Source organism: Bacillus sp. JJ1532, assembly GCF_036965085.1.
Lineage (GTDB): Bacteria > Bacillota > Bacilli > Bacillales > Cytobacillaceae > Cytobacillus.
The window spans coordinates 207,095-232,661 of sequence record NZ_JBALOW010000045.1; the positions used below are offsets into that span (position 1 = coordinate 207,095).

The 25,567-nt window shown below is 39.1% G+C and carries 20 protein-coding genes; 1 reads left to right on the forward strand and 19 read right to left on the reverse strand.

The genetic code is table 11. The features are described 5' to 3' along the window. Positions 1-309: 309 nt before the first annotated feature. From V7122_RS16435 to V7122_RS16490, 12 genes are all read right to left on the reverse strand, one after another. Positions 310-747, reverse strand: coding sequence for a BrxA/BrxB family bacilliredoxin (locus tag V7122_RS16435; protein ID WP_335487084.1), 438 nt, complete (start codon positions 745-747; stop codon positions 310-312). A gap of 98 nt (positions 748-845) precedes the next feature. Further along, positions 846-1,967 carry a methylmalonyl Co-A mutase-associated GTPase MeaB gene (meaB, locus tag V7122_RS16440; protein ID WP_335344135.1) on the reverse strand — a complete coding sequence of 374 codons (1,122 nt, stop codon included), beginning with the start codon at positions 1,965-1,967 and terminating at the stop codon, positions 846-848. After that, positions 1,960-4,155: a methylmalonyl-CoA mutase gene (scpA, locus tag V7122_RS16445; RefSeq protein WP_335527595.1), complete on the reverse strand. Its 2,196-nt coding sequence runs from the start codon at positions 4,153-4,155 to the stop codon at positions 1,960-1,962. Before scpA ends, meaB begins: the two co-directional genes overlap by 8 nt. Beyond that, complete coding sequence (locus V7122_RS16450) at positions 4,148-5,989, reverse strand: methylmalonyl-CoA mutase family protein (protein ID WP_335527598.1); 1,842 nt, start codon at positions 5,987-5,989, stop codon at positions 4,148-4,150. The genes scpA and V7122_RS16450 overlap by 8 nt, the downstream gene beginning before the upstream one ends. 142 nt (positions 5,990-6,131) lie before the next feature. After that, entirely contained in the window at positions 6,132-7,454 is a 1,323-nt protein-coding gene (locus V7122_RS16455) for a dihydrolipoamide acetyltransferase family protein (protein WP_335527601.1), read from the reverse strand. An 89-nt stretch (positions 7,455-7,543) separates the two neighbouring features. Further along, the gene (locus V7122_RS16460; RefSeq protein ID WP_335344132.1) at positions 7,544-8,527 is read right to left on the reverse strand and encodes an alpha-ketoacid dehydrogenase subunit beta; all 984 of its coding nucleotides are present in this window, start codon (positions 8,525-8,527) and stop codon (positions 7,544-7,546) included. A gap of 15 nt (positions 8,528-8,542) precedes the next feature. Continuing rightward, positions 8,543-9,535 carry a thiamine pyrophosphate-dependent dehydrogenase E1 component subunit alpha gene (locus V7122_RS16465; protein ID WP_335344131.1) on the reverse strand — a complete coding sequence of 331 codons (993 nt, stop codon included), beginning with the start codon at positions 9,533-9,535 and terminating at the stop codon, positions 8,543-8,545. Between the two features lie 75 nt (positions 9,536-9,610). Then, on the reverse strand, positions 9,611-11,032 hold the full coding sequence (lpdA, locus tag V7122_RS16470; protein ID WP_335527604.1) for a dihydrolipoyl dehydrogenase: 1,422 nt from the start codon (positions 11,030-11,032) through the stop codon (positions 9,611-9,613). 68 nt (positions 11,033-11,100) lie between these two features. Then, positions 11,101-12,207 carry a butyrate kinase gene (gene buk / locus V7122_RS16475; protein ID WP_335527607.1) on the reverse strand — a complete coding sequence of 369 codons (1,107 nt, stop codon included), beginning with the start codon at positions 12,205-12,207 and terminating at the stop codon, positions 11,101-11,103. A gap of 109 nt (positions 12,208-12,316) precedes the next feature. Beyond that, complete coding sequence (gene bcd, locus V7122_RS16480; RefSeq protein WP_335527610.1) at positions 12,317-13,414, reverse strand: branched-chain amino acid dehydrogenase; 1,098 nt, start codon at positions 13,412-13,414, stop codon at positions 12,317-12,319. Positions 13,415-13,491: 77 nt separating this feature from the next. Continuing rightward, the gene (gene yqiS, locus V7122_RS16485) at positions 13,492-14,391 is read right to left on the reverse strand and encodes a phosphate butyryltransferase (RefSeq protein WP_335344127.1); all 900 of its coding nucleotides are present in this window, start codon (positions 14,389-14,391) and stop codon (positions 13,492-13,494) included. 201 nt (positions 14,392-14,592) lie between these two features. Beyond that, entirely contained in the window at positions 14,593-16,662 is a 2,070-nt protein-coding gene (locus tag V7122_RS16490; protein ID WP_335527614.1) for a sigma 54-interacting transcriptional regulator, read from the reverse strand. Between the two features lie 235 nt (positions 16,663-16,897). On the opposite strand from V7122_RS16490, the gene V7122_RS16495 reads away from it, so the two are divergent. Then, positions 16,898-17,146, forward strand: a complete 249-nt coding sequence (locus V7122_RS16495) for a DUF2627 domain-containing protein (protein ID WP_335527617.1) — start codon at positions 16,898-16,900, stop codon at positions 17,144-17,146. 19 nt (positions 17,147-17,165) lie between these two features. Here V7122_RS16495 and V7122_RS16500 read toward each other — a convergent pair whose 3' ends face one another. From V7122_RS16500 to dxs, 7 genes are all read right to left on the reverse strand, one after another. Continuing rightward, positions 17,166-17,897 carry a glycerophosphodiester phosphodiesterase gene (locus V7122_RS16500; RefSeq protein ID WP_335527620.1) on the reverse strand — a complete coding sequence of 244 codons (732 nt, stop codon included), beginning with the start codon at positions 17,895-17,897 and terminating at the stop codon, positions 17,166-17,168. Positions 17,898-17,972: 75 nt separating this feature from the next. Further along, a complete protein-coding gene (spo0A, locus tag V7122_RS16505; protein WP_335354278.1) occupies positions 17,973-18,764 on the reverse strand; it encodes a sporulation transcription factor Spo0A in 792 nt (263 codons plus the stop codon). A 291-nt stretch (positions 18,765-19,055) separates the two neighbouring features. Further along, positions 19,056-20,342 (reverse strand): SpoIVB peptidase, encoded by a 1,287-nt coding sequence (gene spoIVB, locus V7122_RS16510; protein ID WP_335487118.1) that lies wholly within the window; start codon positions 20,340-20,342, stop codon positions 19,056-19,058. Between the two features lie 139 nt (positions 20,343-20,481). Continuing rightward, on the reverse strand, positions 20,482-22,167 hold the full coding sequence (gene recN / locus V7122_RS16515) for a DNA repair protein RecN (RefSeq protein ID WP_335527624.1): 1,686 nt from the start codon (positions 22,165-22,167) through the stop codon (positions 20,482-20,484). 15 nt (positions 22,168-22,182) lie between these two features. Next, on the reverse strand, positions 22,183-22,632 hold the full coding sequence (ahrC, locus tag V7122_RS16520) for a transcriptional regulator AhrC/ArgR (RefSeq protein ID WP_335344120.1): 450 nt from the start codon (positions 22,630-22,632) through the stop codon (positions 22,183-22,185). Between the two features lie 194 nt (positions 22,633-22,826). After that, positions 22,827-23,669: a TlyA family RNA methyltransferase gene (locus V7122_RS16525; RefSeq protein WP_335527626.1), complete on the reverse strand. Its 843-nt coding sequence runs from the start codon at positions 23,667-23,669 to the stop codon at positions 22,827-22,829. A gap of 3 nt (positions 23,670-23,672) precedes the next feature. Further along, complete coding sequence (dxs, locus tag V7122_RS16530) at positions 23,673-25,565, reverse strand: 1-deoxy-D-xylulose-5-phosphate synthase (protein WP_335354277.1); 1,893 nt, start codon at positions 25,563-25,565, stop codon at positions 23,673-23,675. Positions 25,566-25,567: the final 2 nt, after the last annotated feature.

The window sequence follows — 25,567 nt, forward strand, 5'->3', positions numbered from 1 at the left end:
AACTATTTTTTTCATATTCATTTCCTCCTATATGTTTCTGAAAATTATTATTATTGAAATATATTATCGTTGATTGTCTATTAATTTTCAAGTACTCTTTTAAAAATTAATATTTATTCAACTAAATGTATTTTAACACATGTTAATAATTATGCAATATATTTTTTTGATCTATACTATTTCACTATTCTGACAAATATTCTTTTGAAAATAAATAGCAGCCTATTAATATTTCGTTGCATAAATATAAAAAATATTGGATTTTAATAATATGAACAAACAAAAGAAAAAGCCCCTAAAAAGGGACTTTTACAGGTCTTCACAATATTGTTCAAAAGCATTTTGCAGTTTCTGAACGACAGCCATTGGTTCGTGTCCTTCGATTTCATGACGTTCAATCATTGTAACTAGTTTTCCATCTTTTAGTAATGCGAAAGAAGGTGATGATGGCGGATATCCTGTAAAATACTCTCGTGCAGCCGCAGTGGCCTCTTTATCCTGTCCGGCAAATACTGAAACTAAATGATCAGGGCGCTTATCATAGTGAACGGAGTGTGCTGCTGCAGGTCGTGCAATTCCACCGGCACAGCCGCAAACAGAATTAACCATTACTAGAGTAGTTCCTGATTTTTTCAGAGCTTCTCCCACCTCGTCTGGTGTTTTTAGCTCTTCATAGCCAGCAGCCACGATTTCTTTACGTGCTTGATTAACGACATCCGTCATAAATAAATTAAAATCCATATTCATATAAATTGTTCCTCCTTATTTCAAAAGTATGCCATACTTACATCATACCAATAATTAAACATACTTTTCAATGCAACTGCACGATGGACAGCTTCCATTTACAAATTTTTCATGTATGCCTCAAATAATTCTCCCACTGCCGAAGTGACAGTGCGATTCCCAGCAATGACTTCGTTTTCCATCTTTGGCAGCAGCTGCTTGACATCCTGATGATAGAAAAAGCTGAATTGCAGCTGATCTATGATCATAGAATAAATCCATTCCTTTGTCTGCACTCTTCTGCGTTCAGCAAAAACTCCTGATTCTTTCGTATGCCGTTCAAAGGTTTTAATTGAATCCCAGATTTCCTCCATTCCTTCATTGTATTTGGCCGAACAAGTAAACGCTTTTGTTTCCCATCCTTTTGTTGCGGGCTGCAGAAAATGGAGGATTCGGCTATATTCAGATTTTGTTTTTAATGCGAGCTTTTTATTATGTCCATCTGCTTTATTAACGACAACTGCATCTGCCAGCTCCATAATTCCTTTTTTCATCCCCTGAAGCTCATCCCCTGCCCCAGTTAATGTCAAAAGCATAAAAAAGTCGACCATATCTCTGACAATCACTTCGCTTTGTCCAACACCAACCGTTTCAATAAGGATGACATCAAAGCCAGCCGCCTCACAAATCAGCATCGTTTCTCTCGTTTTTCTGTGAACACCCCCGAGCTTGCCGGCAGATGGGGAAGGGCGAATATAGGCTCTTGGATTCCGAGAGAGGTGCTCCATTCTTGTTTTATCACCAAGAATGCTTCCTCCGCTGATTTTTGAGCTCGGATCGATGGCAAGAACCGCCACCTTCAAGCCTAAATCACATAAATAAGATCCGAAAGCTTCAATAAAGGTACTTTTTCCTGCCCCTGGAACACCGGTTATCCCAATTCGAAGAGCTCTCCCCGAATACGGGAGGAGCTGTTGCAAAAGCTCCTGAGCTTTACGAAAATGGTGCTCCGCATTACTTTCAATTAAAGTTATGGCACGTGCAAGTATGGAGCGGCTTCCTTCAAGAATGCCAGCGGCTAATTCATCATTATTAAGTTCAAGCTTATTCTTCTTTTTAAATCTAGTATTCTTTGTAAATCCATAGCCCTCCTGCGGCAATTCTACCCCCTTCTTTACTACACTTGTAAAGCTGTCAGGGTTTGCGCCATCAAACCATTCAGGTTTTTTCTCCTTATCCATTTGCTACTTCCTCGTACCCTAGCCGGCTATAAATCTCACGAATGACTTTTTGCGCTGCCACAGGAATAACTGTACCGGGTCCAAATATAGCTGCTGCACCTTGTTCATATAAGTATTGATAGTCTTGAGCTGGAATAACCCCGCCAATGACGACTAGAATATCTTCCCTGCCAAGCTTTTTAAGCTCATCAATCAACTGAGGAAGTAGTGTTTTATGGCCTGCAGCCAATGAACTAATACCGATAACATGAACATCATTTTCAACTGCCTGTTTTGCTGTTTCATCAGGTGTCTGGAATAATGGGCCAATATCTACATCAAAGCCTAAATCCGCAAATGCTGTTGCAATGACTTTTGCTCCACGATCATGTCCGTCCTGTCCCATTTTGGCTATGAGAATTCGTGGTCTTCTTCCTTCATTTTCCAGGAAGTCGTCCGTCATCGTCTTCACTTCTGCAATTTCTTCTTCATTAGAAAATGCAGAACTATATACACCGCTAATTGATCGAATGATCGCTTTATGACGGTTAGCCACCTTTTCGATCGCATAGGAAATTTCACCAAGTGTTGCCCGACCTCTTGCCGCTTGAACAGCTAGCTCCAGCAAATTGCCATTCTCTGTTTCAGCAGCCTGCGTTATCGCTTCAAGTGCCTGAATGACCTTCTCCTCATCACGAGCAGACTTTAAATTTTCTAGTTTTTCGATTTGCTTTAAGCGGACTGCGGTATTGTCAATATCCAAAATCTCAATGGGCTCTTCTTGTTCAAGCCGGTATTTATTTACACCGATAATCGTTTCTTTCCCAGAGTCAATCTGTGCTTGCCTGCGTGCAGCCGCTTCTTCAATTTTCATTTTTGGCAGTCCTGTTTCAATAGCCTTTGCCATTCCGCCGAGATTTTCAATTTCTTCAATATGCTCCCAAGCCCGTTTGATTAGTTCATCTGTTAGGGCTTCAACATAATAAGAACCTGCCCATGGATCAATTACATTTGTTATCCCCGTTTCCTCCTGCAGATAAAGCTGTGTATTTCTTGCAATCCGTGCGGAAAAATCGGTTGGTAATGCAATGGCTTCATCTAAAGCATTTGTATGAAGTGACTGTGTGTGCCCCATTGCCGCAGCATGTGCTTCAATTAATGTTCTCGTTACGTTATTAAATGGATCCTGCTCGGTTAAACTCCAGCCCGAAGTCTGAGAGTGAGTTCTAAGCGCCATCGATTTTGCGTTTTTCGGCTCAAAGGTTTTCATCATCTTTGCCCAAATAAACCGGGCTGCACGCATTTTGGCGACTTCCATAAAGTAATTCATGCCGATTGCCCAGAAAAACGATAGTCTTGGAGCAAAAGAATCGACATCTATTCCAGCCTTTAATCCCGTTCTAACATACTCCAGGCCATCAGCAAGTGTATAAGCTAGCTCAATATCTGCCGGTGCTCCCGCCTCCTGCATATGATAGCCGGAAATACTGATGCTATTAAACTTTGGCATATATTTAGACGTATATTGGAAAATATCAGCAATAATTTTCATTGACATTTCCGGGGGATAAATATACGTATTTCTTACCATATATTCTTTTAATATATCATTTTGAATTGTGCCTGATAATTTGTCCTGGCTGACACCTTGCTCTTCTGCCGTTACAATATAGAAAGCCATGATCGGAAGAACTGCACCATTCATTGTCATGGATACAGACATTTGATCTAAAGGGATTCCTTCGAAAAGCGTTTTCATATCTAGGATAGAATCTATCGCTACTCCAGCTTTTCCAACATCTCCAACAACTCTCGGATGATCAGAATCATAGCCTCGATGTGTAGCAAGGTCGAAAGCAACTGATAGCCCCTTTTGCCCCATTGCCAGGTTTCTTCGGTAAAAAGCATTACTTTCCTCAGCTGTTGAAAATCCAGCATATTGACGGACTGTCCATGGACGGTTTACATACATGGTCGGATAAGGCCCACGGGTATATGGAGGCAAACCAGGTGCACCATCCATATGCTGCAAGCCTTTAAGATCATCCTCTGTATACAGAGGTTTTATAGCTATCTGTTCATTCGTTTCAAAAAGAAGATCATCAATCGAAGCGTTAATTTCCGCTTCTGCTTTCTTAATCCACTCTTCCTTAGATGGCTTCTGCCCGTCAAAAAGAGGAATGCTTTTAAAATCTGGCTTTTTATTCATTGCTTGCCACCTCCATTTCGCTTAACAGAGAAGATAGGATTTCAAAACAATTACTGCGAAGGTGAATAAATTGATCGACCCCGGCTAGCCTATATTGCTCCTGTTTATCTGCAGCCGGAAGTCCGGCAAGATAAAGCTTCACATCGGGCCGCTTTTCTTTTATTAAGCTAATAATTTCAATCCCCGATTCGTCATACTGTTTGTCCGTTCCGCAAATAACATAGTGTTTTAGATTAGACTTTATCACGAATTGCACAGCTTGTTCTAACTCAACTATATTCGAACTTTCGTATGCGTAAACCCCGCCTGGGGCAAGGAAACCAATTATAAAATCCTTTCTTGCTTTGTGGGCCTTTAACTCCCCTAAACAAATTAATCCAGCTGCCGGCTTGTTCCCTGCTTTCCCTATTCTTTCCGCCAGTTTGCGCAGTTGTTCAAATGGCTCTGATAATCGGACTTGAGGAATGCCCACTTGATTAGCGTTAGCGCTTTCATTTAACTGTAGCGGAGAGTCACTTAGGTTTGCGTAAACATTCGTTCCAATTACACTTTTCTTTCTTGTGAAAATATCTTCGCTTCTTTTAGCCAGGACTTCAGCAATTTGAGCTTTTACCCAGCCAGACGCCAAACATTTCTCAATTCCATCTTGATCTTCTATTTCCTGAAATAATGCCCAAGCTTTTTCGGCAAGCTCTTCTGTTAATCTTTCAATATACCAGGAGCCCCCAGCTGGATCGATCACTTTCTCTAAATGAGCTTCATGTTTTAAGATTAATTGAGTATTGCGTGCAATTCGTTCAGAAAAAGGTGTTGACCTTCCTTCCGGTTCATTAAATGGACTAACATGGAGATATTGAATTCCTCCAAGGACTGCTGCAAATGCTTCATTCCCTGCTCTTAGAATATTTACATATGGGTCAAAAACGGTTTTCGTAAAGGCAGCCGTTTCGGCAGTAATGACCATGCTGTGAACTTGAGAATTAAGCCCGTATGCTTCCGTTACCTTATTCCAAAGAAGTCTTGCAGCACGAAGCTTTGCTATTTCCATGAAAAAGTTTGCACCAATGGAAAATTTAAAAACCATTTTACTAAAGATTGTATCAAGCTTTAGTCCTTGGTTATGCAGCTCCTGTACATGGTGAACCCCTGTTGATAATGCCAAAGCAAGTTCTTGAATAGCATTGGCGCCTGCATGATTGTAGACACTTGAGTTAACAAGGATAGTGCGAAGATTTGGCATGCTGCTATTAGTTGATTGGATTATATTAGCAAATTTGTCGTATGAAGCTTTTTTAACTGCTGTGCCATTTAAAGCCGTTACCGCTAAAGGATCCATAGCAATATAGCCTGAAATCTTTTCACAATTAGACAATTTCGACAGTTCTGCGAGAAATTCTATTTGTTTTTCATTTATTTCAATTGAAAAAGGAAATTTAGAATACAAGCCCTCTATTAAACTCATAAATTCTTCAATGGTAACTTTATCGGCATTAATCGCAATGGCGGATTGGCCTTTTTCTAACGATGTAAGAAGGGCTTCCCTAAGGCTTTCCCCCTCTTGCACTACTATTATTTTCTGTGCAACCTTCCATTCCTGTGAAAGATAGCCAAGCGAATTGAAACCCCTTCTGTAGTCAGGCTGACCAGGAAGTTGAGAGGCTTTTTCGTTATCAAAATCCTCTTTTGTATAGAGAGGCTTTAATTTAATATTTTCATACGTATTTGTGTTTAAGGAATTTACAGGTTTCCCTTTTAAGGCTTCCTCGGCTTTTTGCTCCCAATCACTAAGGGAAAACGTATCAAATGATTCATTCATCATCTTTTTTATTGTCATCATCACTGTCTTAACGACAGCTTCCCCTCCCTCCGTATGCTTATATATATTTTATTACACATAAAATAAACAAGCAATTGCCACTAGTCTTAAAAAGGGGCCGCCAACTTACTTGGCAGCCCCTAGAAATCATTCCCGCTTATTAATAGACGGATGTATTTTCTTTTGATGTATTTTCAAGAATTTCTTTCACACGCTGCAGAAAGCGTCCGCAAACAAGTCCATCTAATACACGATGGTCTAGTGACATACAAAGGTTAACCATATCACGAACGGCGATCATTCCGTTGTTCATTACAACCGGGCGTTTAACAATGGATTCAACCTGAAGAATAGCTGCCTGTGGATAATTAATAATTCCATTAGACTGAATAGAACCAAATGAACCTGTATTGTTAACGGTAAACGTTCCTCCAGACATTTCTGCTGAAGTCAGCTTTCCAGCCCTTACCTTTGCTGCAAGCTCATTAATTTCACGTGCAATGCCTTTGATTGTTTTCTCATCTGCATGTTTAATAACAGGTACAAACAATGCATCTTCTGTAGCAACGGCGATAGAAAGATTAATATCTTTCTTTTGGATGATTTTGTCGCCAGCCCACATGGAATTAATTTGTGGATATTCTTTCAAGGCTTGCGCAACAGCTTTCACAAAGAAAGCAAAGAATGTCAGGTTAAAGCCTTCTTTTTTCTTAAATTCATTCTTAATTGAATTACGATATTCGACTAAATTTGTTACATCGACTTCAATCATTGTCCATGCATGTGGAGCTTCATGCTTGCTGCGAAGCATATTAGCTGCGATTGCCTTACGTACACCAGATACAGGGATTTCTATATCCCCTGGTAGAACCGGGACATTCGGAGCCGATGCAGTTTGTTTTTCAGTTACTGCAGTTTGTGTCGCAGCTTGCGAAGCAACTGGTTGCGGTGATGCAGTTTCTGTTTGTGCAGGCTGACTAGCTTGTGGAATATTACCTGACTCAATAATCTTCGTTAAGTCTTTGCGAGTAATCCGGCCGCCAGCACCTGTACCTGTTACAAGGCTTAAATCAATGCCATGCTCTTGAGAGAGCTTCAATACAGCAGGGGAGTAGCGAGCTTTGTTCCCCTCAGCTGCCGACGGAGCAGGTACAGCCGATGCAGCCGGAATGTTGCCGGCCTTATCAGCAGGTGCTGCAGCTTCAGCTTGTGGGGTAACTGGAGCATCAGCAGTACCGCCGCCTTCTGTTTCAATAGTCAGAATCACATCACCTACTGCATAGGCAACACCTTCTTCTGCAATTAATTCTTTAATTGTTCCGGTAAAAGAAGATGGAACTTCTGCATTTACTTTATCAGTCATTACTTCTGCAAGCGGGTCATATTTATTTACTTTATCTCCAACAGAAACTAACCATTTACTTATTGTGCCTTCAGTAACACTTTCACCTAATTGAGGCATCTTAATTTGTTCAATTGCCAATGAATTTGCCCTCCTTCTAGCTTCAGAACTTTAGCTGTATTCTATAATTTTTAGCATCTGCGTCTAAACTGGACGCATGCGCTTTCCTATTAAAATTCAGCTAGTTCTCTCATTGCTTTTTCAACTTTATCTGGATTGACCATGAAGAATTTTTCCATCGTTGGAGCATATGGCATAGCAGGAACATCAGGGCCAGCAAGACGCTTAATCGGTGCATCAAGCTCAAAGAGGCAATTTTCAGCGATAATAGCTGAAACTTCACTCATGATGCTTCCTTCTTTGTTATCCTCTGTTAATAATAAAACTTTACCTGTTTTTGAAGCTGCTTCAATAATCGCTTCTTTATCGAGCGGATAGACGGTTCTTAAATCTAGAATGTGCGCAGAGATGCCGTCTTTTGCTAATCTTTCTGCTGCCTGAAGAGCGAAATGAACACATAATCCGTAAGTAATGACAGTAATATCTTCACCTTCACGCTTTACATCAGCTTTCCCAATTGGCAGCACATAATCATCATCTGGAACTTCTCCTTTAATTAAACGGTATGCACGTTTATGTTCAAAGAAAAGAACGGGATCTTCATCACGGATTGCTGCTTTTAATAATCCCTTCACATCATAAGGTGTAGAAGGCATGACTATTTTTAGGCCGGGCTGGTTGGCAAATATGGCTTCAACAGATTGTGAATGATATAAAGCGCCATGAACGCCTCCGCCATAAGGTGCACGAATAACGATAGGACAGCTCCAATCATTATTGGAGCGGTAACGAATTCTTGCCGCCTCAGAAATAATTTGGTTGACAGCGGGCATAATAAAGTCAGCGAATTGCATTTCTGCTATCGGACGCATTCCGTACATAGCCGCTCCAATTCCAACTCCGGCAATAGCAGATTCGGCAAGCGGTGTATCAATGACACGATCCTCTCCAAATTGGTCATATAAGCCTTGAGTTGCTTTAAATACGCCGCCTTTTTTGCCTACGTCTTCCCCTAAAACAAAAACCTTCGGATCTCTCTCCATTTCTTCACGGATTGCCATTGTAACAGCATCAATATAAGAAATTACAGCCATTATAGTTCCCCCCTACTATTCAGCATAAACATATTTCAGTGCATGGTCCGGTTCTGCATACGGTGCATTTTCTGCATAATCAGTCGCTTCATTAACTTGACCCATAACACGATCATTTATTTCTTTCTCTTTGGCATCATTCATAATTCCTAATTCCTTCAGATAAGCACCAAAGGTTATGATTGAATCCTTTTCCTTCGCTTTGGCCACTTCATCAGGTGAACGATAGCTGCGGTCATCATCATCAGAAGAGTGTGGTGTTAAACGATAAGAAACTGTCTCGACAAGGGTTGGCCCTTCTCCTCTTCTTCCTCTGTCAGCTGCTTCCTTAACAGCTTTATATACGGCAAGCGGATCATTGCCATCAACCGTAACTCCAGGCATACCATAACCAATCGCACGATCAGATACATTTTCGCAAGCTAATTGCTTTTCAATTGGAACTGATATCGCGTATTTATTATTTTCACACATGAAAATTACTGGAAGCTTATGCACTCCCGCAAAGTTAGCACCTTCATGGAAGTCTCCCTGGTTTGAGGACCCTTCACCAAATGTCACGAATGTTACTAAATCTTTTCCTTCCATTCTTCCTGCCAATGCGACACCTACAGCATGAGGAACTTGAGTAGTAACAGGCGAAGAACCCGTAACAATACGATTTTTCTTTTGGCCAAAGTGTCCAGGCATTTGTCGCCCGCCTGAGTTTGGATCTTCCGCTTTTGCAAAAGCGGAAAGCATTAAATCTGTTGGAGTCATCCCGAATGTAAGAACAACACCCATATCCCGGTAGTATGGAAGAACATAATCCTTTTCCTTATCAAGTGCAAAAGCTGCTCCAACCTGTGCTGCTTCTTGACCTTGGCATGAAATTACGAAGGGAATTTTACCAGCACGGTTTAATAGCCACATCCGCTCATCAATGCGACGGGCTAAAAGCATGGTTTCATACATATTTAATACCGTTTCATCACTTAAACCTAACTCTTTATGACGGTTTTCAACCATTTCAATACCTCCTAAATAAGTATGGATCAAGAGCTGAAAAGCCCTTGTTTGCTTTATGAAAAATAATAATTCAGCTTAGCCGTGAATGGCCTTTCCATCGACTGCGAGAGCAGCCTCGCCGATTGCTTCTGATAATGTTGGATGAGGGTGGATCGTATGTGCTACTTCCCAAGGGGTAGCATCTAGGACACGAGCTAGACCTGCTTCAGAAATCATATCCGTTACATGCGGCCCAATCATATGAACACCTAATATATCATTTGTATCCTCATCTGCAATAATTTTTACGAACCCATCAGCTTCACCAAAAACTAATGCTTTCCCTATTGCCCGGAAGGAGAACTTTCCTGTTTTTACCTTAAAGCCCATTTCTTTTGCTTCTTCTTCTGTATAACCGACACTTGCTGCTTCTGGTGAGCTGTAGATGCATTTAGAAACAAGGCTGTAATTTATCGGTTGAGGATTTTCGTTAGCTATATGCTCAACGGCTACAATTCCTTCATGTGAAGCAACATGTGCAAGCTGAAGTCCGCCAATCACATCACCAATTGCATAAATATGGGATTCTTTCGTTTGGAAAAATTCATTCGTTGCAATAAAGCCCTTCTCTACTTGAATATCTGTATTTTCAAGCCCAATTCCTTCAATATTTGCTTGGCGGCCAACGGAAACGAGTAGCTTTTCAGCAGTAAATTCCCTTTGCTCACCTTTCACTTCAGCTGAAATGGCAACATTGCTTTCAGCTTGTTTGAGAGTTTCAGGAAGCACTTTTGCACCTATAACGATTTTTACACCTTTTTTCTTCATTAATCTCTGCATTTCTCTTGATACTTCTTTATCTTCTGTAGGAATGATTCTGTCCGCATATTCGACAACCGTAACTTCTGCCCCGAAATCAGAGAGCATGGATGCCCATTCGATTCCGATTACTCCACCTCCAACAATGATGATTGAGCTTGGAATCTCTTCCATCATAAGTGCTTCATCAGAAGTCATGACATTTCCGCCAATTTCAAGACCTGGTAAAGTTCTTGGACGGGAGCCTGTTGCCACAATTACATTTTTAGGAATAAGCATGGCGTTCTCGTCCCCATTATTCATTTCAACTGAAATGGTTCCCGGCATAGGAGAAAAAATCGATGGACCTAAAATACGGCCAGTTCCTTCATAAATGTCAATTTTGCCTTGCTTCATCAAATGCTGAACCCCTTTATGAAGCTGGTCAACAATTTTATTTTTTCTTTCTTGGACTTTACTGAAATTGACTTCAATATTACTTGCGGAAATACCGAACTCTTCACTTCGCTTCGTTGTTGCGTACACCTCTGCACTCCTAAGCAGTGCTTTACTTGGTATGCATCCTTTATGCAAGCATGTTCCGCCAAGTTTTCCTTTTTCAACTAGAGCTGTTTTTAAACCTAATTGGGAAGCACGGATCGCTGCAACATAACCGCCGGTGCCCCCGCCTAAAATGACTAAATCATATTCTTCTGCCACGTTTATTCCTCCTATTTGAATAGGGCTAGCACTTAGAACAAAATGTGCATTTGCTATTCAACCATATTCTAATGAACTGCAGCTCTTGTTTGCATTCCTGGATATTCCTTTTCTGCTTCCTCTCCACGAAGTATACGAAGCGCACCTTCTGCTAAAGCCTGCAGCTCGTTTTCTCCAGGATGGACGATAACATCTGCAATCCAATTAATTCGATCACTTATTTCTTTCACAAAATCTTTTCCGAACGCAATTCCGCCGGTTATAACAATGGCATCGACCTTTCCGCTTAACACCGTGCTGGCTGCACCGATTTCTTTCGCTACTTGATAGGCCATTGCGGAATATATGAGCTTTGCGTTTTCATCCCCGTTTTTAATCATTTGTTCAACTTTAACCGCGTCATTTGTACCTAAATAACCAACAAGTCCACCATGACCGACTATTTTTTTCATGATCTCTTCACGATAATAGGAACCGGAATAACATAGAGAAACTAAATCCCCAACTGGAACAGTTCCTGCACGTTCAGGACTAAATGGTCCTTCCCCATGTAAACCATTGTTGACATCGATTACTTTTCCTTTTTGATGAGCACCGACTGTAATTCCTCCGCCCATATGAGTAACGATTAAATTTAGATCTTCATATTTTTTCCCGATTTCTTTCGCTGCTCTTCTCGCGACGGCTTTTTGGTTCAATGCATGAAAGATACTTTTTCTTTCAATTAATGAAAAACCGGAAATACGCGCAATTGGAGCTAATTCATCAACGACAACCGGGTCAACAATATAGGATGGAATATTTAATGCGGCAGCAATTTCATAAGCAATTATGCCTCCAAGATTAGAAGCATGCTGACCTGCATAGCCTTCTCTCAAATCCTTTAGCATAGCCTCATTGACAGAATAGGTTCCACCCTCAATTGGTCTTAATAAGCCTCCTCTTCCGCAAACTGCACTAAGCTTAGAAATATTAAATCCTTCTTTATCCAATGTCTCGAGGATTACATTTTTACGGAATTCGTACTGGTCAATAATATTTTCGAAAGCATTTATTTCATCTGTATCATGGCGTATTGTTTTTTCCAAGATAGATAAGTCATTATCGAAAACTCCGATTTTCGTAGAGGTAGATCCAGGGTTGATAACGAGAATTCGATGTTCTTGTTCTTGCACTTTGAAACCTCCGTGTGAAAAGCGATTATGCTCACCGAACTAAAATTTAATCCGGTGAGCAAAGTATAATCCGCTATTCTTCAGTCTATTATTAAATATTTTAACGCACCTATTTACGACGGCTTAAAATATGGTGGCCATTTTGCAGGAATTGGCTCCTAGAATTGCGCATTCTTTCAATTCTTTCTTCTACCATACGGTCAGCAGCTTTATAGGTAGGAATTTGATCTCGTTTTGAAATTTCAATAACCTTTTCAATGCTTTGGTAAAGTCCTTCAACCTTTTTCAATGCCCGCTCTGCATTGTAGCCGTATAATTCATCTGCAACGTTAATGACTCCGCCAGCATTAATAACATAGTCTGGAGCGTAAACAATTCCCATTTCATGAAGGATATCTCCATGACGCTCTTCTTTTAATTGATTATTTGCAGAGCCAGCAATGACCTTTGCTTTTAATTGTGGAATGGTTTCATCATTCACTGTTGCACCAAGTGCACAAGGCGCATAAATATCACATTCGACTCCGTAAATTTCATTTGGGTCAACTGCCTTTGCACCGAAATCATTCACTGCACGCTGAACAGCTTCTTTATTTATATCTGTTACGATTAATTGAGCACCTTCTTCATGAAGATGCTTGCATAGGCTGTACGCAACATTTCCAACACCTTGTATTGCGATTACTTTTCCTTCTAATGAATCTGTTCCGAACGCTTCTTTCGCCGCAGCCTTCATTCCAACGTAAACCCCATAAGCTGTTACAGGTGAAGGGTTGCCTGATGAACCAAATGCAGGTGAAATTCCAGTTACATAATCAGTTTCTTCATGAATAAGATCCATATCTGCTACAGTCGTACCGACATCTTCAGCAGTGATATAGCGGCCATTTAACCCTTGGATATAACGGCCAAAGGCACGGAACATTTCTTCGTTTTTATCCTTCTTAGGATCACCGATGATGACAGTTTTTCCTCCACCAAGGTTAAGTCCAGCCGCAGCATTTTTATAAGTCATTCCTTTTGCAAGACGCAATGCATCTTCAATAGCAGCTTCTTCTGATGCATATGTCCACATACGCGTTCCGCCTAAAGCTGGTCCTAATGTTGTATCATGGATCGCGATAATGGCCTTTAAGCCTGATGTTTTGTCCTGGCAGAATACTACTTGCTCGTAATCATATTTTTCTAGATATTTGAAAATTTCCATTTGAAATTCCTCCTAAGATAGTTTGCTTTTTTTTAAGTACGATAAACATTCGTTAAGTTCTAGTTTGAGATTTATATTTAATTGGCCGAGCATATAGCCAATGCTAAGGAATAAAGCTTGCTTTCGGCTGTATCTGCCCTGGATGTTAAGACAATTGGCGCCTTTGCACCTGCTATAACAGCACCAACCTTTGCTTTGGCGAAATAAATCAATGATTTATAAAGTGCATTCCCAACCTCAATCGTTGGAACTAATAATATATCCGCTCTTCCAGCTACATCGCTCTTTATTCCTTTATGTTCGGCAGCAGATATAGAAATGGCATTATCTAAAGCTAATGGTCCATCAACAATACAATCTGTCAGCTGCCCTCGCTTGTTCATTAAGGTTAAGGCTGCTGCATCAAGAGTAGCCTGCATAGCCGGATTTATCACTTCCACTGCTGCAATCGGTGCAACAAGCGGTTTGTTAATCCCAATGCTCCGCGCTATTCCGATCGCATTTTTAAGAATCTGTGCCTTCTGATCTAAATCGGGGGAAATATTCATGGCAGCATCGGTAATTATAATAAATTTGTCATAGCTTGGAACTTCAAATACAGCTACGTGAGATAAGACACTTCCAGTCCTTAATCCATACTCTTTATTCAAGACGGCTTTTAAAATAGTTGCAGTTGGCACATTTCCCTTCATTAAAACATCCGCTTCATTTAATTTTACAGCCTTTACAGCATTTTCTGCTGCTAATCCATTTGATAACGTATGAATGATTTGGATATTTTTACTTGAGGCAAGGTTTTCATGCTTATTGACGATTTTTAAAATTTGTTCCTTATCACCGTACAATAAAAAATTTGCTAAATTTCGTTTAACTGCTTCAGAAACTGCCTCGATCACTTCATGATCCTCTGCTGCAGCAACGGCTACTGTTTTCATTTGAAATTGGGTTGCTCTCTCTATAAGCGAATCCAAATCCATCTAGTTCTCAACCCCTTTACTCCAAAGCGAATAATGCTTGTTTATTGCAATTTGACCTAGACTAGCTAGTTCAAATTGAAATTAACACAATGACTGCAACAGCCATTTTATTATTCTGCAAGAATTGTGCCAAACGAAATCATTATGAAAACGCTTTATTTACGGTTTATTAAGTATGAAAAAAATTGCACATCATGAAAATTATTGCACGCTATTATTTGCAATCCCATACTTCTCAAGCTTATAGTATAAATTTCTTACTGATAAACCGAGGGATTTAGCGGTAATGGTTTTGTTTCCGGCAGATTTTTTTAAGGTTTGCAATATTAGCTCTTTCTCATACTGTTCGAGCAGCTGATTTAATGTGAGATTTGGAATTGTTTCATCTCGTTTAATTTCGTTTTGGGTTTTTTCGTTTATTTTTATTAATTCCGGGACATGAGCTTCATCCAAAACATTTTCATTATAACTCATGAAAATAATAGCTCTTCCGAGAATATTATCTAGCTCTCTTACATTTCCAGGCCAATCATACAACATTAATTTATGCAATGCCGATTGAGTTATTTTTTCTACATTCCGTCCATATTCCTGATTGATTTTCTGGATCAAACGATTACAAAGCAACGGAATATCTTCCTTTCTTTTTCTCAGCGGCGGTATATGAATGGGCATTCGATTCAAACGATAATATAAGTCTTCCCTAAAAGTTCCATTTGCAATTCCTTTTTCTAAATTTACATTTGTCGCAGCAATCACTCTAACATTGATTTGTATAGGCTTTGTTCCACCTACACGAGTAATCTCTTTTTCCTGTAAAACCCTTAGTAGTTTAGCCTGTGTATTCGCTGATAACTCACCGATTTCATCTAAGAAGATACTGCCATTGTTGGCCTCTTCAAAAAGACCTCTCTTTCCTCCCCTTTTCGCTCCTGAAAATGCGCCTTCTTCATATCCGAATAGCTCACTTTCTAATAAAGTTTCAGAAAGAGCTGCACAATTAACCCGAATGAATTTATTGTATTTACGATCACTTCCATTATGAATAGCGTGAGCAAACAATTCTTTCCCTGTGCCAGATTCCCCTCTTAATAATACAGTTGCAGGAGTTTTTGCCCCAAGCCGAGCCTGCTCAATCGCAATGGTCATCTCTTCAGATTTGCCAATAATATCATCAAATGAATATTTCGCTTCAAGATTTCGAATGATTTGCCGTGCATGATTTAATTCTCTATTTAATGTTTTGATTTCTGAGACATCATGAATGACACCAACACTGCCTTTTAATTTCCCATCGACTATGACAGGAGCTACATTAACGATAACCTCTTTCTTATTAGGTCCGACTCGCATCGCAACCCCTCTAACTGCTCTTCGTGTTTGAAGGACCTTCATATGTACACTCTCACCCTCAGAAATATCTGCGGTTGCCGGTTTCCCAATAACCTCATCCTCTCTGAGACCAGTGATTCTAGAATAGGCTGGATTTATTAATAATCCTCGGCCATTTTCATCTACAACAGAAATGGCTTCGTCACTTGAATGAATAATAGCCTGAAGCATCGTTTGGATTTCTTTTAAATTTGTGATTTCCTCGGCAAGGTTCATCACTTCGGTAATATCCTTGAACACCGCAAAGGCGCCTATAAGCTCATTATTCTCCCCAACCATCGGGATTCTTGTCGTAATAATTTTCACACCATTATTTAGGACTAACTCTTGATTAGCATATGTACGTCTTGTTTCTAATACTCTTGGTAATTCACTGTTAGAAATCACCTCAAGAATATGCTTTCCGATGGCTTCCTTCCTATTTGTTCCTGTCATTCTTTCGGCACTTTTATTAAAAAAAATAATTTCACAATGTTTATTAATGACAATCATGCCATCACCAGTAGAATTGAAAATGAGATCATGCTTATACTTTTCGTTTTCTATACTTGTTATTAAATCTTCTTTTTCTTCAATTAGATTTGCAATCAAGGCAGCAACACTGCCTGGTATAAGAACTGAATCTTTTCTTTTCGCTTCTCTTAGTCCAATAAACACATCTTTATTGCCTGTCACTTCAACGATTATATCAATATCCTGCAAAATAAACTTCCGCCAGTCAGTGCCAGTGGGTATTCCTTCTTCTTTCGCAATTATGAGTCCAGGTGCATGAATATTGTGGTCCACAACAGCTATTACTTTTAACATCGCCGTTTCTTTCATAATTTTTAAGATTGCTGATCCGCCTTTTCCCGCACCTACAATCATTACGGTTTGCATCGTATGCGACCACCCTCTAGATTGAAATTTATTTCATTAACTCCAGCCAGTTATTGCAAGTTATTTCATGCAATTTTATTTTATCCTAGAAAGTCGGCCAAGCCAAATAAAAACAGTCGCACTTATTTGCATCAGGGTATCTTAAGGCTGAATAGCTTGACAAATTTCCCTATTGATTTATTATTTTTATGAACGGTGTATTATGTAGTATTTATGAAACGAAGGGATTTTTCAGATGGTTAGAATAATCGCTTTAATAATTATGCTCATTCCCGGCCTATTCGCTGCCTATGGAATAAAATTAATGAGAGACATGGTTTTTGGAATTTCACAAAATCCTTTTCCATATTTATGGGTGCAATTTCTAGCAGGGCTGCTTTTCTTCCTAGTCGGACTTGGCTTTATTGCTGGATTTATTCTTCATCGCGATCGAAAGAAAAATAAGGTACAGCCGCGTTTCCAAAGGAAAAATGAAAGAGGATGACTCAAAGTCGTCCTCTTTTTTATTCATACATTTTTCTAATAATCTTTGCTAGAACAGGATCATCCGTAATAAAAGCTGAACAGTCAACAGAAAATAATCGGTGCATTTCTTTTTCCTTATTAACAGTATAAGGCCTAACCGCAATGCCATACTCTTCTGATGCCTTTATAAGCTCTGATTTGGCGATTGTATATTTAGGATGGATACTTTTGGAACCAATGGATTCTGCATAAATCCAAGGCATATAGAGGCCTTCAGAAAACAATGGTGCTGTTTCTATCTCCGGGGCTAGGTGGTAGCAATAAACAATGCTGTAGTGATTGAATGATGAAAGGATGACACGATCTGCTAAATCATATGCACGAATAAGGCTAATGACCTTTTCTTCCATCCCTTCATATGGAAAAACCCCATTTTTCAGTTCAATATTACAAATGATGTGATTTGTCTTCATCCATTCTAAAACTTCAATTAAAGACGGAATTGGCTCCATTTGCGAAAAAAGCCTTTTTTTCTGACTGCTTGCGTCAAGTTTTCTTAAATCTCTATATGTATAATCTTTTACATAGCCTTTTCCATTTGTTGTCCGATCTACTTTTTCATCATGGATAACAACTATTTCGCCGTCCCTCGTTAGCTGAACATCCAGTTCGATCCCGTCTGCACCTGCTTTTTCTGCTTCCCTAAATGCCTTCATCGTGTTTTCAGGATACAAGGCGGAATATCCTCTATGAGCAAAAATTAATGTCATGATCATTACTCCCCATTAGAAAAGCGCTCTCCAGAAAGAGAACGCTTTTTCAATTTACTAAAATTCCTAACTCTTTCAGGAAGCCTTATGCTCCAGCCTTAATTTATCTGCTACCATCGCAATGAACTCTGAATTGGTTGGCTTTGCTTTAGACATAGAAACAGTGTAACCAAATAGGGAAGATATTGAATCTATATTCCCCCTGCTCCATGCTACTTCAATGGCATGACGAATAGCCCGTTCAACTCGGCTTGCTGTCGTATTGTATTTTTTCGCAATATCTGGGTAAAGAACCTTTGTTATTGAACCGAGAAGCTCAATATCATTATAGACCATGGAAATCGCTTCACGAAGATACATATAACCTTTAATATGTGCCGGCACACCTATTTCATGAATAATACTCGTAATGCTCGCATCAAGATTTTTCGGTTTTGCTTCAATTGTTGATCGATAAGCTGTCGATGAAGGCTTTCTAATGACTGGATTTGCTTTTCCACTTACTTGACGTATATGGCTAGCCAGATTCTCCATATCAAATGGCTTCAGAATAAAATAGGAAGCCCCTAAATCTACTGCTTTCTTTGTCACGTCCTCCTGTCCGAAAGCAGTAAGCATAATCACATTTGGCAAGTTAGCCTTTTTCATTTCTCGCATCTTTCCAAGAACCGCTAAACCATCTAAATGAGGCATAATAATATCTAAAATAAGAACATCAGGATCTTCATGCTCTAAAATGTCCAGGCATTCCTGTCCATTATGACCGACACCCACAACTTCCATATCTTCTTGAGTTGATATATATTCTTCTAAAAGTCCGACAAGCTCTCTATTGTCATCGACAACACAAACCTTAATTTTCTTCACGTATTCTTTCCTCCTCGATCCATAATGGTCTCTTAATTATCTATTCTTATTCTAAATGAGAAATTCGACAATGCAACTGAAAATCCTTTAGTTTTTTTAAAAATTCTCAAAAATAGGTGAAAATCATTAGTTTTCTTTTGTTTTCTTTATTATTCGACCGTTTTCGATAATTGATTAGAATTTCAACAAACTTTTGTCGAAAAATCTTTATATCTATTATAGCATATGTAATTATTTTCGATTAAATGCTTTTTTAGGCTAAAAAAGAGACGGGGGATCCCCGTCTTTAGATTATGATGCTTTTTCTTTTTGTTTCTCATATATATCAATTTCTGCTTCATTTAGCATCCACTCAATATGAACACCATATCCGCTCGTCGGATCATTTACAAAAACATGTGTTACTGCCCCAATCACTTTATCATTTTGGATGATGGGACTTCCGCTCATTCCTTGAACAATTCCTCCCGTTTTTGCTAAAAGCTTTGGATCCGTTACTTTTATAACCATTCCTTTTGTCGCAGGGAATTTTTGCGGAATCGTGCTGACAATTTCAATATCAAATAAATTTACCTCATCATTTTCAACAACTGTTAATATTTTTGCCGGACCTTCCTTTACTTGATGAGATAATGCAATCGGCATCGGCTTATCCAAGATGCCATTCTTTATGTCCTGATTAAGTTCCCCAAAGATTCCAAAAGGACTATTTCTGACAATATTTCCGATTACTTCTTTATCCTCTGAAAAACGAGCTAGTTTTTCTCCAGGATTGCCATTGCTCCCTTTCTCAATAGAGGTGACTGTGGAGCGAACAATTTGACCATCATCAACAACAATTGGTTTTTTCGTATCCATATCGGAAATAACATGGCCTAAAGCTCCATATTTCCTAGATTCTGGATGATAAAACGTCATTGTTCCGATTCCAGCAGCTGAGTCGCGAATATATAATCCAAGCTTAAAGGAACCCTCTCCTTTTTCTTTTAAGGGGGTTAATTCAGTTGTAAAATGATTATTTTCTCTATTCACACCTATCGTAAGGGGCTTACCGGATTTCCCTGCTTGCTGGACAAAAGGGGCAACATCAGACATTTTTTCAATATTTTTGCCGTTTATTTTAGTGATGATGTCTCCCACTTTGATTCCTGCTATTTCTCCAGGAGAGGATTTTCCGTTTACTGTATTTATTTGATGGTGTCCCACTACTAAGACACCAACGGTATTTAGTTTGACACCGATAGACTGTCCACCTGGAATCACTTTAAAATCCTTTAGTACATTTACATCGACCTTTTTAATCGGAAAACCTGCTAATTCTAAAAACATTTCATTTTCCCCGCGTTTTTTTGCTTTTAGGGAAACTGAATGATTGTCCTGTTTAAGTGCAATACTTGAATCTGTAGACATAGTTGCCGTTACCATTTCTGTTTTAGCCAGATCAATATGCTGGCCCTCAAAAAGAGTGATTGAAGTTGGAATTTCTAAATATTTTTGAATGGGTTTGGAAAATCCAATTGCAATTAATGAAACAAGGAGAATTCCACCAATTATTTTTCTTAAAACTTCTGTTATCAAAACTTTCACTCTCCTCGCTTCTAATCCACAACGTCAAATGGCTACATCTATAATTTTGCCTGTAAAGCGCGCATTTATAACTGATATGGCGATAAAAAAAGCTATCCTGCTTTGGATAGCTTTTCATGTATTTTTTCTTCTACACCTTAATTTTGTTTGCAAGCTGAAGAAGCTCTTTAGCATGCTCTTTCGTTAAATCGGTAATTTCGACTCCTGATATCATCCGGCCAATTTCTTTAATTTTTTCTGCTTCATTTAAAGCTTTAACCGTTGTTTTCGTCCGGCCATCTTTAATATTTTTTGCGATATACAAATGAGTATCTGCCATTGCAGCTACTTGCGGTAAATGGGAGATGCACAACACTTGCGAATTAATGGCAACATGGTGAATCTTTTCTGCAATCGCTTGTGCAACCCTGCCACTCACTCCCGTATCCACTTCATCGAAAATAATAGAAGTAACCCCTTGATGCTTTGAAAAAATACTTTTTAACGCAAGCATAATTCTAGATAATTCTCCACCTGATGCAATTTTGGAGAGGGGTTTTGATGGTTCCCCTGGATTAGTCGATAAGTAAAATTCAACTTTATCAAATCCACTTTTTGTGAAGTTCTCCATATCTGCTTCAAATTTCACTTCAAATACAGTCTTGTCCATATAAAGCTCTTTTAATTCTTTATGTATTAATTTTATTAAAGTTTTAGCCGTGTTTTTCCTTAAATTTGATAATTCTTCTGCTTCAACTGTAAGATCCTTTCGCAATGAGGAAATTTCATTTTCTAACTTTCCGATATGTGTTTCTTTATTTTGCAATGTTTCTATTTCTTCTTCAATTTTTGAGGCATATTCAAGAATTTCAACAATTGTCTTCCCGTACTTTCGTTTTAATTGTTGAATCTCATTAAGCCGGTCTTCGATTTCGGCAAGTCTTCTAGGGTCGTATTCCAGAAAATCAAGCTCATTCCGAAGACTTCTCATGACATCCTCAAGCTGATAAAAGCTATTCGACACAGATTCAGCAAGTTCCTTATAGGCAGGATCAACTTCCGCAGCATCTTCAACATGCCCCATAACAAGACCAATCCAATCGAGTCCTCTTTGTTCCCCTTGAAGACCAGCATATCCTGCCTGTAAGGAATCATAAATCCGTTCGAAGTTACTAAGCTTTTTGCGCTCTTCGAAAAGCTCTTCATCTTCATTTAACTTTAAATTCGCTTTAAGAATTTCATCATATTGAAACTGTATTAAATCTAGCCGATGGGCCATCTGCTGATCATTTTCACTTAATGTTTTTAATGATTTTAATTTTTGCTCATACTTATGATAAACTTGCTGGTATTCTAAAAGTGCAGAGCTTATCTTCCTGCCGCCAAATTGGTCAAGAAGACTGATATGCTTTATTTCGTCCATCAATTCCTGATGCTCATGCTGCCCATGAATATCAATCAATGTACTTCCAATTTCCCTTAAAATCGAAATTGTGACAAGCTTGCCATTGATTCTGCATACACTTTTTCCTGATTTCGAAATATCTCTTCTAAGTACAATCATTCCATCTTCAAGCTCAATGCCAAATTCATAAGCCTTTTTGCAAATAGGATGATTGGGATCTTCAAACTGAAAAAGACCTTCTATTTCTGCCTTTTCCTCTCCATGCCTTACAAATTCAGCTGATCCTCTTCCTCCAACGAGTAAGTGTATCGCATCAATGATAATTGACTTACCAGCACCTGTTTCTCCGCTTAATACAGTTAAGCCCTTGTCAAATGAGATCGAAAGGGCTTCAATAATAGCAAAGTTTCTAATTGATAATTCAGTTAACAAATGAAATCATCCCCATTACAGCATTTCTAGAAAACGATTTGTGATAGCTTCAGTTTGCTCAGGTGTTCTGCAAATAATTAAGCACGTATCATCGCCGCAAATAGTCCCCATTATCTCTTCCCAATCCAAATTATCAATAAGCGCCCCTATCGCCATCGCATTTCCAGGCAGGGTTTTCATTACGAGCAGGTTTCCTGCTGAATCTATCCGGACAAATGCATCCATTAGGTTACGTCTTAATTTTTGTAAAGGATTGAATCGCTGATCAGCAGGAAGGCTATATTTATATCTGCCATCTTGCAGAGGAACTTTTACAAGATGAAGTTCTTTAATATCTCGTGATACTGTTGCTTGTGTTACATTGTATCCGGCATTTTTTAACTCATCTACAAGATCATCCTGTGTCTCAATATCATTATTTGCAATAATCTCCCGAATTTTAATATGACGTTGACCCTTTGTCATATACTCACCCCAATTATGAAAAACGCTATGCGCCTAAATTTTATAACAAACTTCAAAATAGTTGTAAATAAAAGAATAAAATCTAATTATATGTTAGCTGATTTTCCCTATAAAGTACAATTTTTCTTTGTTTTTCATGATATTATTAGTCGTTTAGACATACATAAATAAAATGAAGAGGAATAAGCAGCAGCCTAATCCTCTTCATTTTGCTTTGTCTTAAGTTCTGTATGGGCTTCATTCACTACTGCCTGAGCTTCAAAATTTAAAATATTTTCACCGATTTCCTTCTGACTTGTCCAATAAAGGTGCAGCAGGAATTCAATATTCCCATCACCGCCAGTTATAGGAGAAAACGATAGATTTTTTACATCGAATCCCAGATTTAGGGCAAAAGAAATCATTGATTCTAAAACCTGTACATGGACCTTGGCATCACGTACAATCCCTTTTTTTCCAACCTGTTCGCGTCCTGCCTCAAACTGAGGCTTAACGAGCGCCACTACATCACTGCCTGAAACTAATAGGGTCTTTAATACAGGAAGGATAAGCTTTAAAGAGATAAATGAAACATCAATGGAAGCGAAGGTTGGCATTCCTTCTTGAAGATCGGCTGGTGTTACATAACGGAAATTAGTTCGCTCCATAACAACAACACGTTCATCCTGTCTTAACTTCCAAGCGAGCTGATTATATCCGACATCAAGGGCATAAGACATTTTCGCCCCATTTTGTAAAGCACAATCAGTAAATCCGCCAGTTGATGCACCGATATCAAGAAGAATTTTGTCCTTCACTTCAAGATCAAATATTTTTAATGCTTTTTCAAGCTTTAGCCCGCCTCTGCTAACATACGGCATGACTTTTCCCTTTACTCTTAGCGGAATATCGCTGCTAACCTTTTCTCCCGGCTTGTCGAGACGAGTTTCATTACTAAATACAAGTCCAGCCATTATCGTTCGTTTTGCCTTCTCCCTCGTCTCAGCTAAGCCTCTTTCAACTAATAAAATATCTAAGCGTTCCTTCTTTGCTTTCATTCCTTAAGCCCTTTTCTGTTTCTTTCTTGCAAGATTATTTATTCGATCGACTACATCACCCGTAGTCATTCCGATTTCTTCTAATAGCTTATCAACGCTGCCATGCTCGATGAAACGGTCTGGAATACCCATCCGGTCAATTTCTATATGATGAAAGCCGTTTTCATGGGCAAATTCAAGTACCGTACTCCCAAAACCGCCTTGAAGAACTGCCTCTTCAATCGTTAAAATCGGCATATGATCTTTAAATAATTCGAGAAGCATTTTTTCATCTAAAGGTTTAATAAATCTTGCATTGATTACCTTTATAGATTGGCCTTGTTTCTCTAGAATAGCAGCTGCTTTTAATGCCATTGGAATCGTTGTACCGAATGTGAGAATGGCAGCATCTGTACCATTCTTAAGCACTTCCCAAGTCCCAATCGGAATTTTGTGAAAGCTTGTATCCATTGGTACACCCAATCCATTTCCGCGTGGAAATCTCAAAGCTATCGGGCCATCATCGTAGTTTACAGCAGTATAAACCATATGCTGGCCTTCATTTTCATCCTTAGGCATCATCAAAACAAGATTTGGCACATGTCTCAAAAAGGCAATATCAAAAACACCTTGATGTGTTTCACCATCAGCACCAACTAAGCCAGCACGGTCAATTCCAATAAAGACATTTAAATTCTGCCGGCAAATATCATGCACAACCTGATCATAGGCACGTTGAAGAAATGTTGAATAAATAGCAAGAAACGGCTTCATTTTCTGTGTTGCTAAGCCAGCAGCGACAGTTGCAGCATGCTGTTCTGCAATTCCAACATCATACATCCGTTCAGGGAATTCACTTGCAAACCCTTCTAATCTAGAGCCTACCGGCATAGCTGGAGTAATGGCAACAATCCGGTCATCTTCTCTTGCTAATTTTCGAACCGTTTCACTTACAAGCGAGCTCCATGCTGGCGGCGTATTAACCGGTTTCACAAAATCCCCTGTTTCAATTTTGTATGGTCCTGTACCATGCCATGTTCCAGTTGTATCACGTTCAGCAGGGGAATAACCCTTTCCTTTTTTTGTAATAACATGCAACAGGACGGGTCCCTCAGTTTTCTTAGCATAGCTTAAATTTTCAAATAAGCTTTCAAAATTATGACCATCTACTGGTCCAAGATAGGTGAAGCCCATCTCCTCAAAAAACATCCCTGATACAAAAAGATATTTAAGGCTATCCTTTAATCTTTCAGCTGTTGAAGCAAGCTTGCCTCCTACTGCAGGGATTTTTTTCAGGAGAAGTTCGAGTTCATCCTTTGCCCACTGGTATTTTCCAGCTGTACGAAGTCTTCCAAGAACATTGTGCAGTGCCCCTACATTTGGAGCAATGGACATTTCATTATCATTTAAAATGACAATCATATTCTTTTTTTCATGGCCAATATGGTTTAATGCCTCTAAAGCCATTCCGCCCGTTAAGGCACCATCACCAATAACAGGTATTACGAAGGATTTTTCTTTTTTCAAATCCCTGGCAATCGCCATTCCCATTGCAGCAGATAATGAGGTTGAACTATGCCCAGTTTCCCATACATCATGTTCACTCTCAGCCATTTTTGGAAATCCGCATAAGCCCTTATATTGCCTCAATGTATCGAATTGATCGGCACGGCCAGTTAGGATTTTGTGAACATATGATTGATGGCCTACATCCCAAATAATTTTGTCCTTCGGGCTGTCAAAGCATTTATGCAAAGCAATCGTTAATTCGACAACGCCTAAATTAGGTCCAATATGGCCCCCGGTATAAGACAACTTTTCAATTAGAAATTGGCGTATATCTTGACTTACTGCCTCTAGTTCTTTATTTGATAACCCTTTTAAAAAAGAAGGGTCTTTAATTTTCATTAGATCCATAC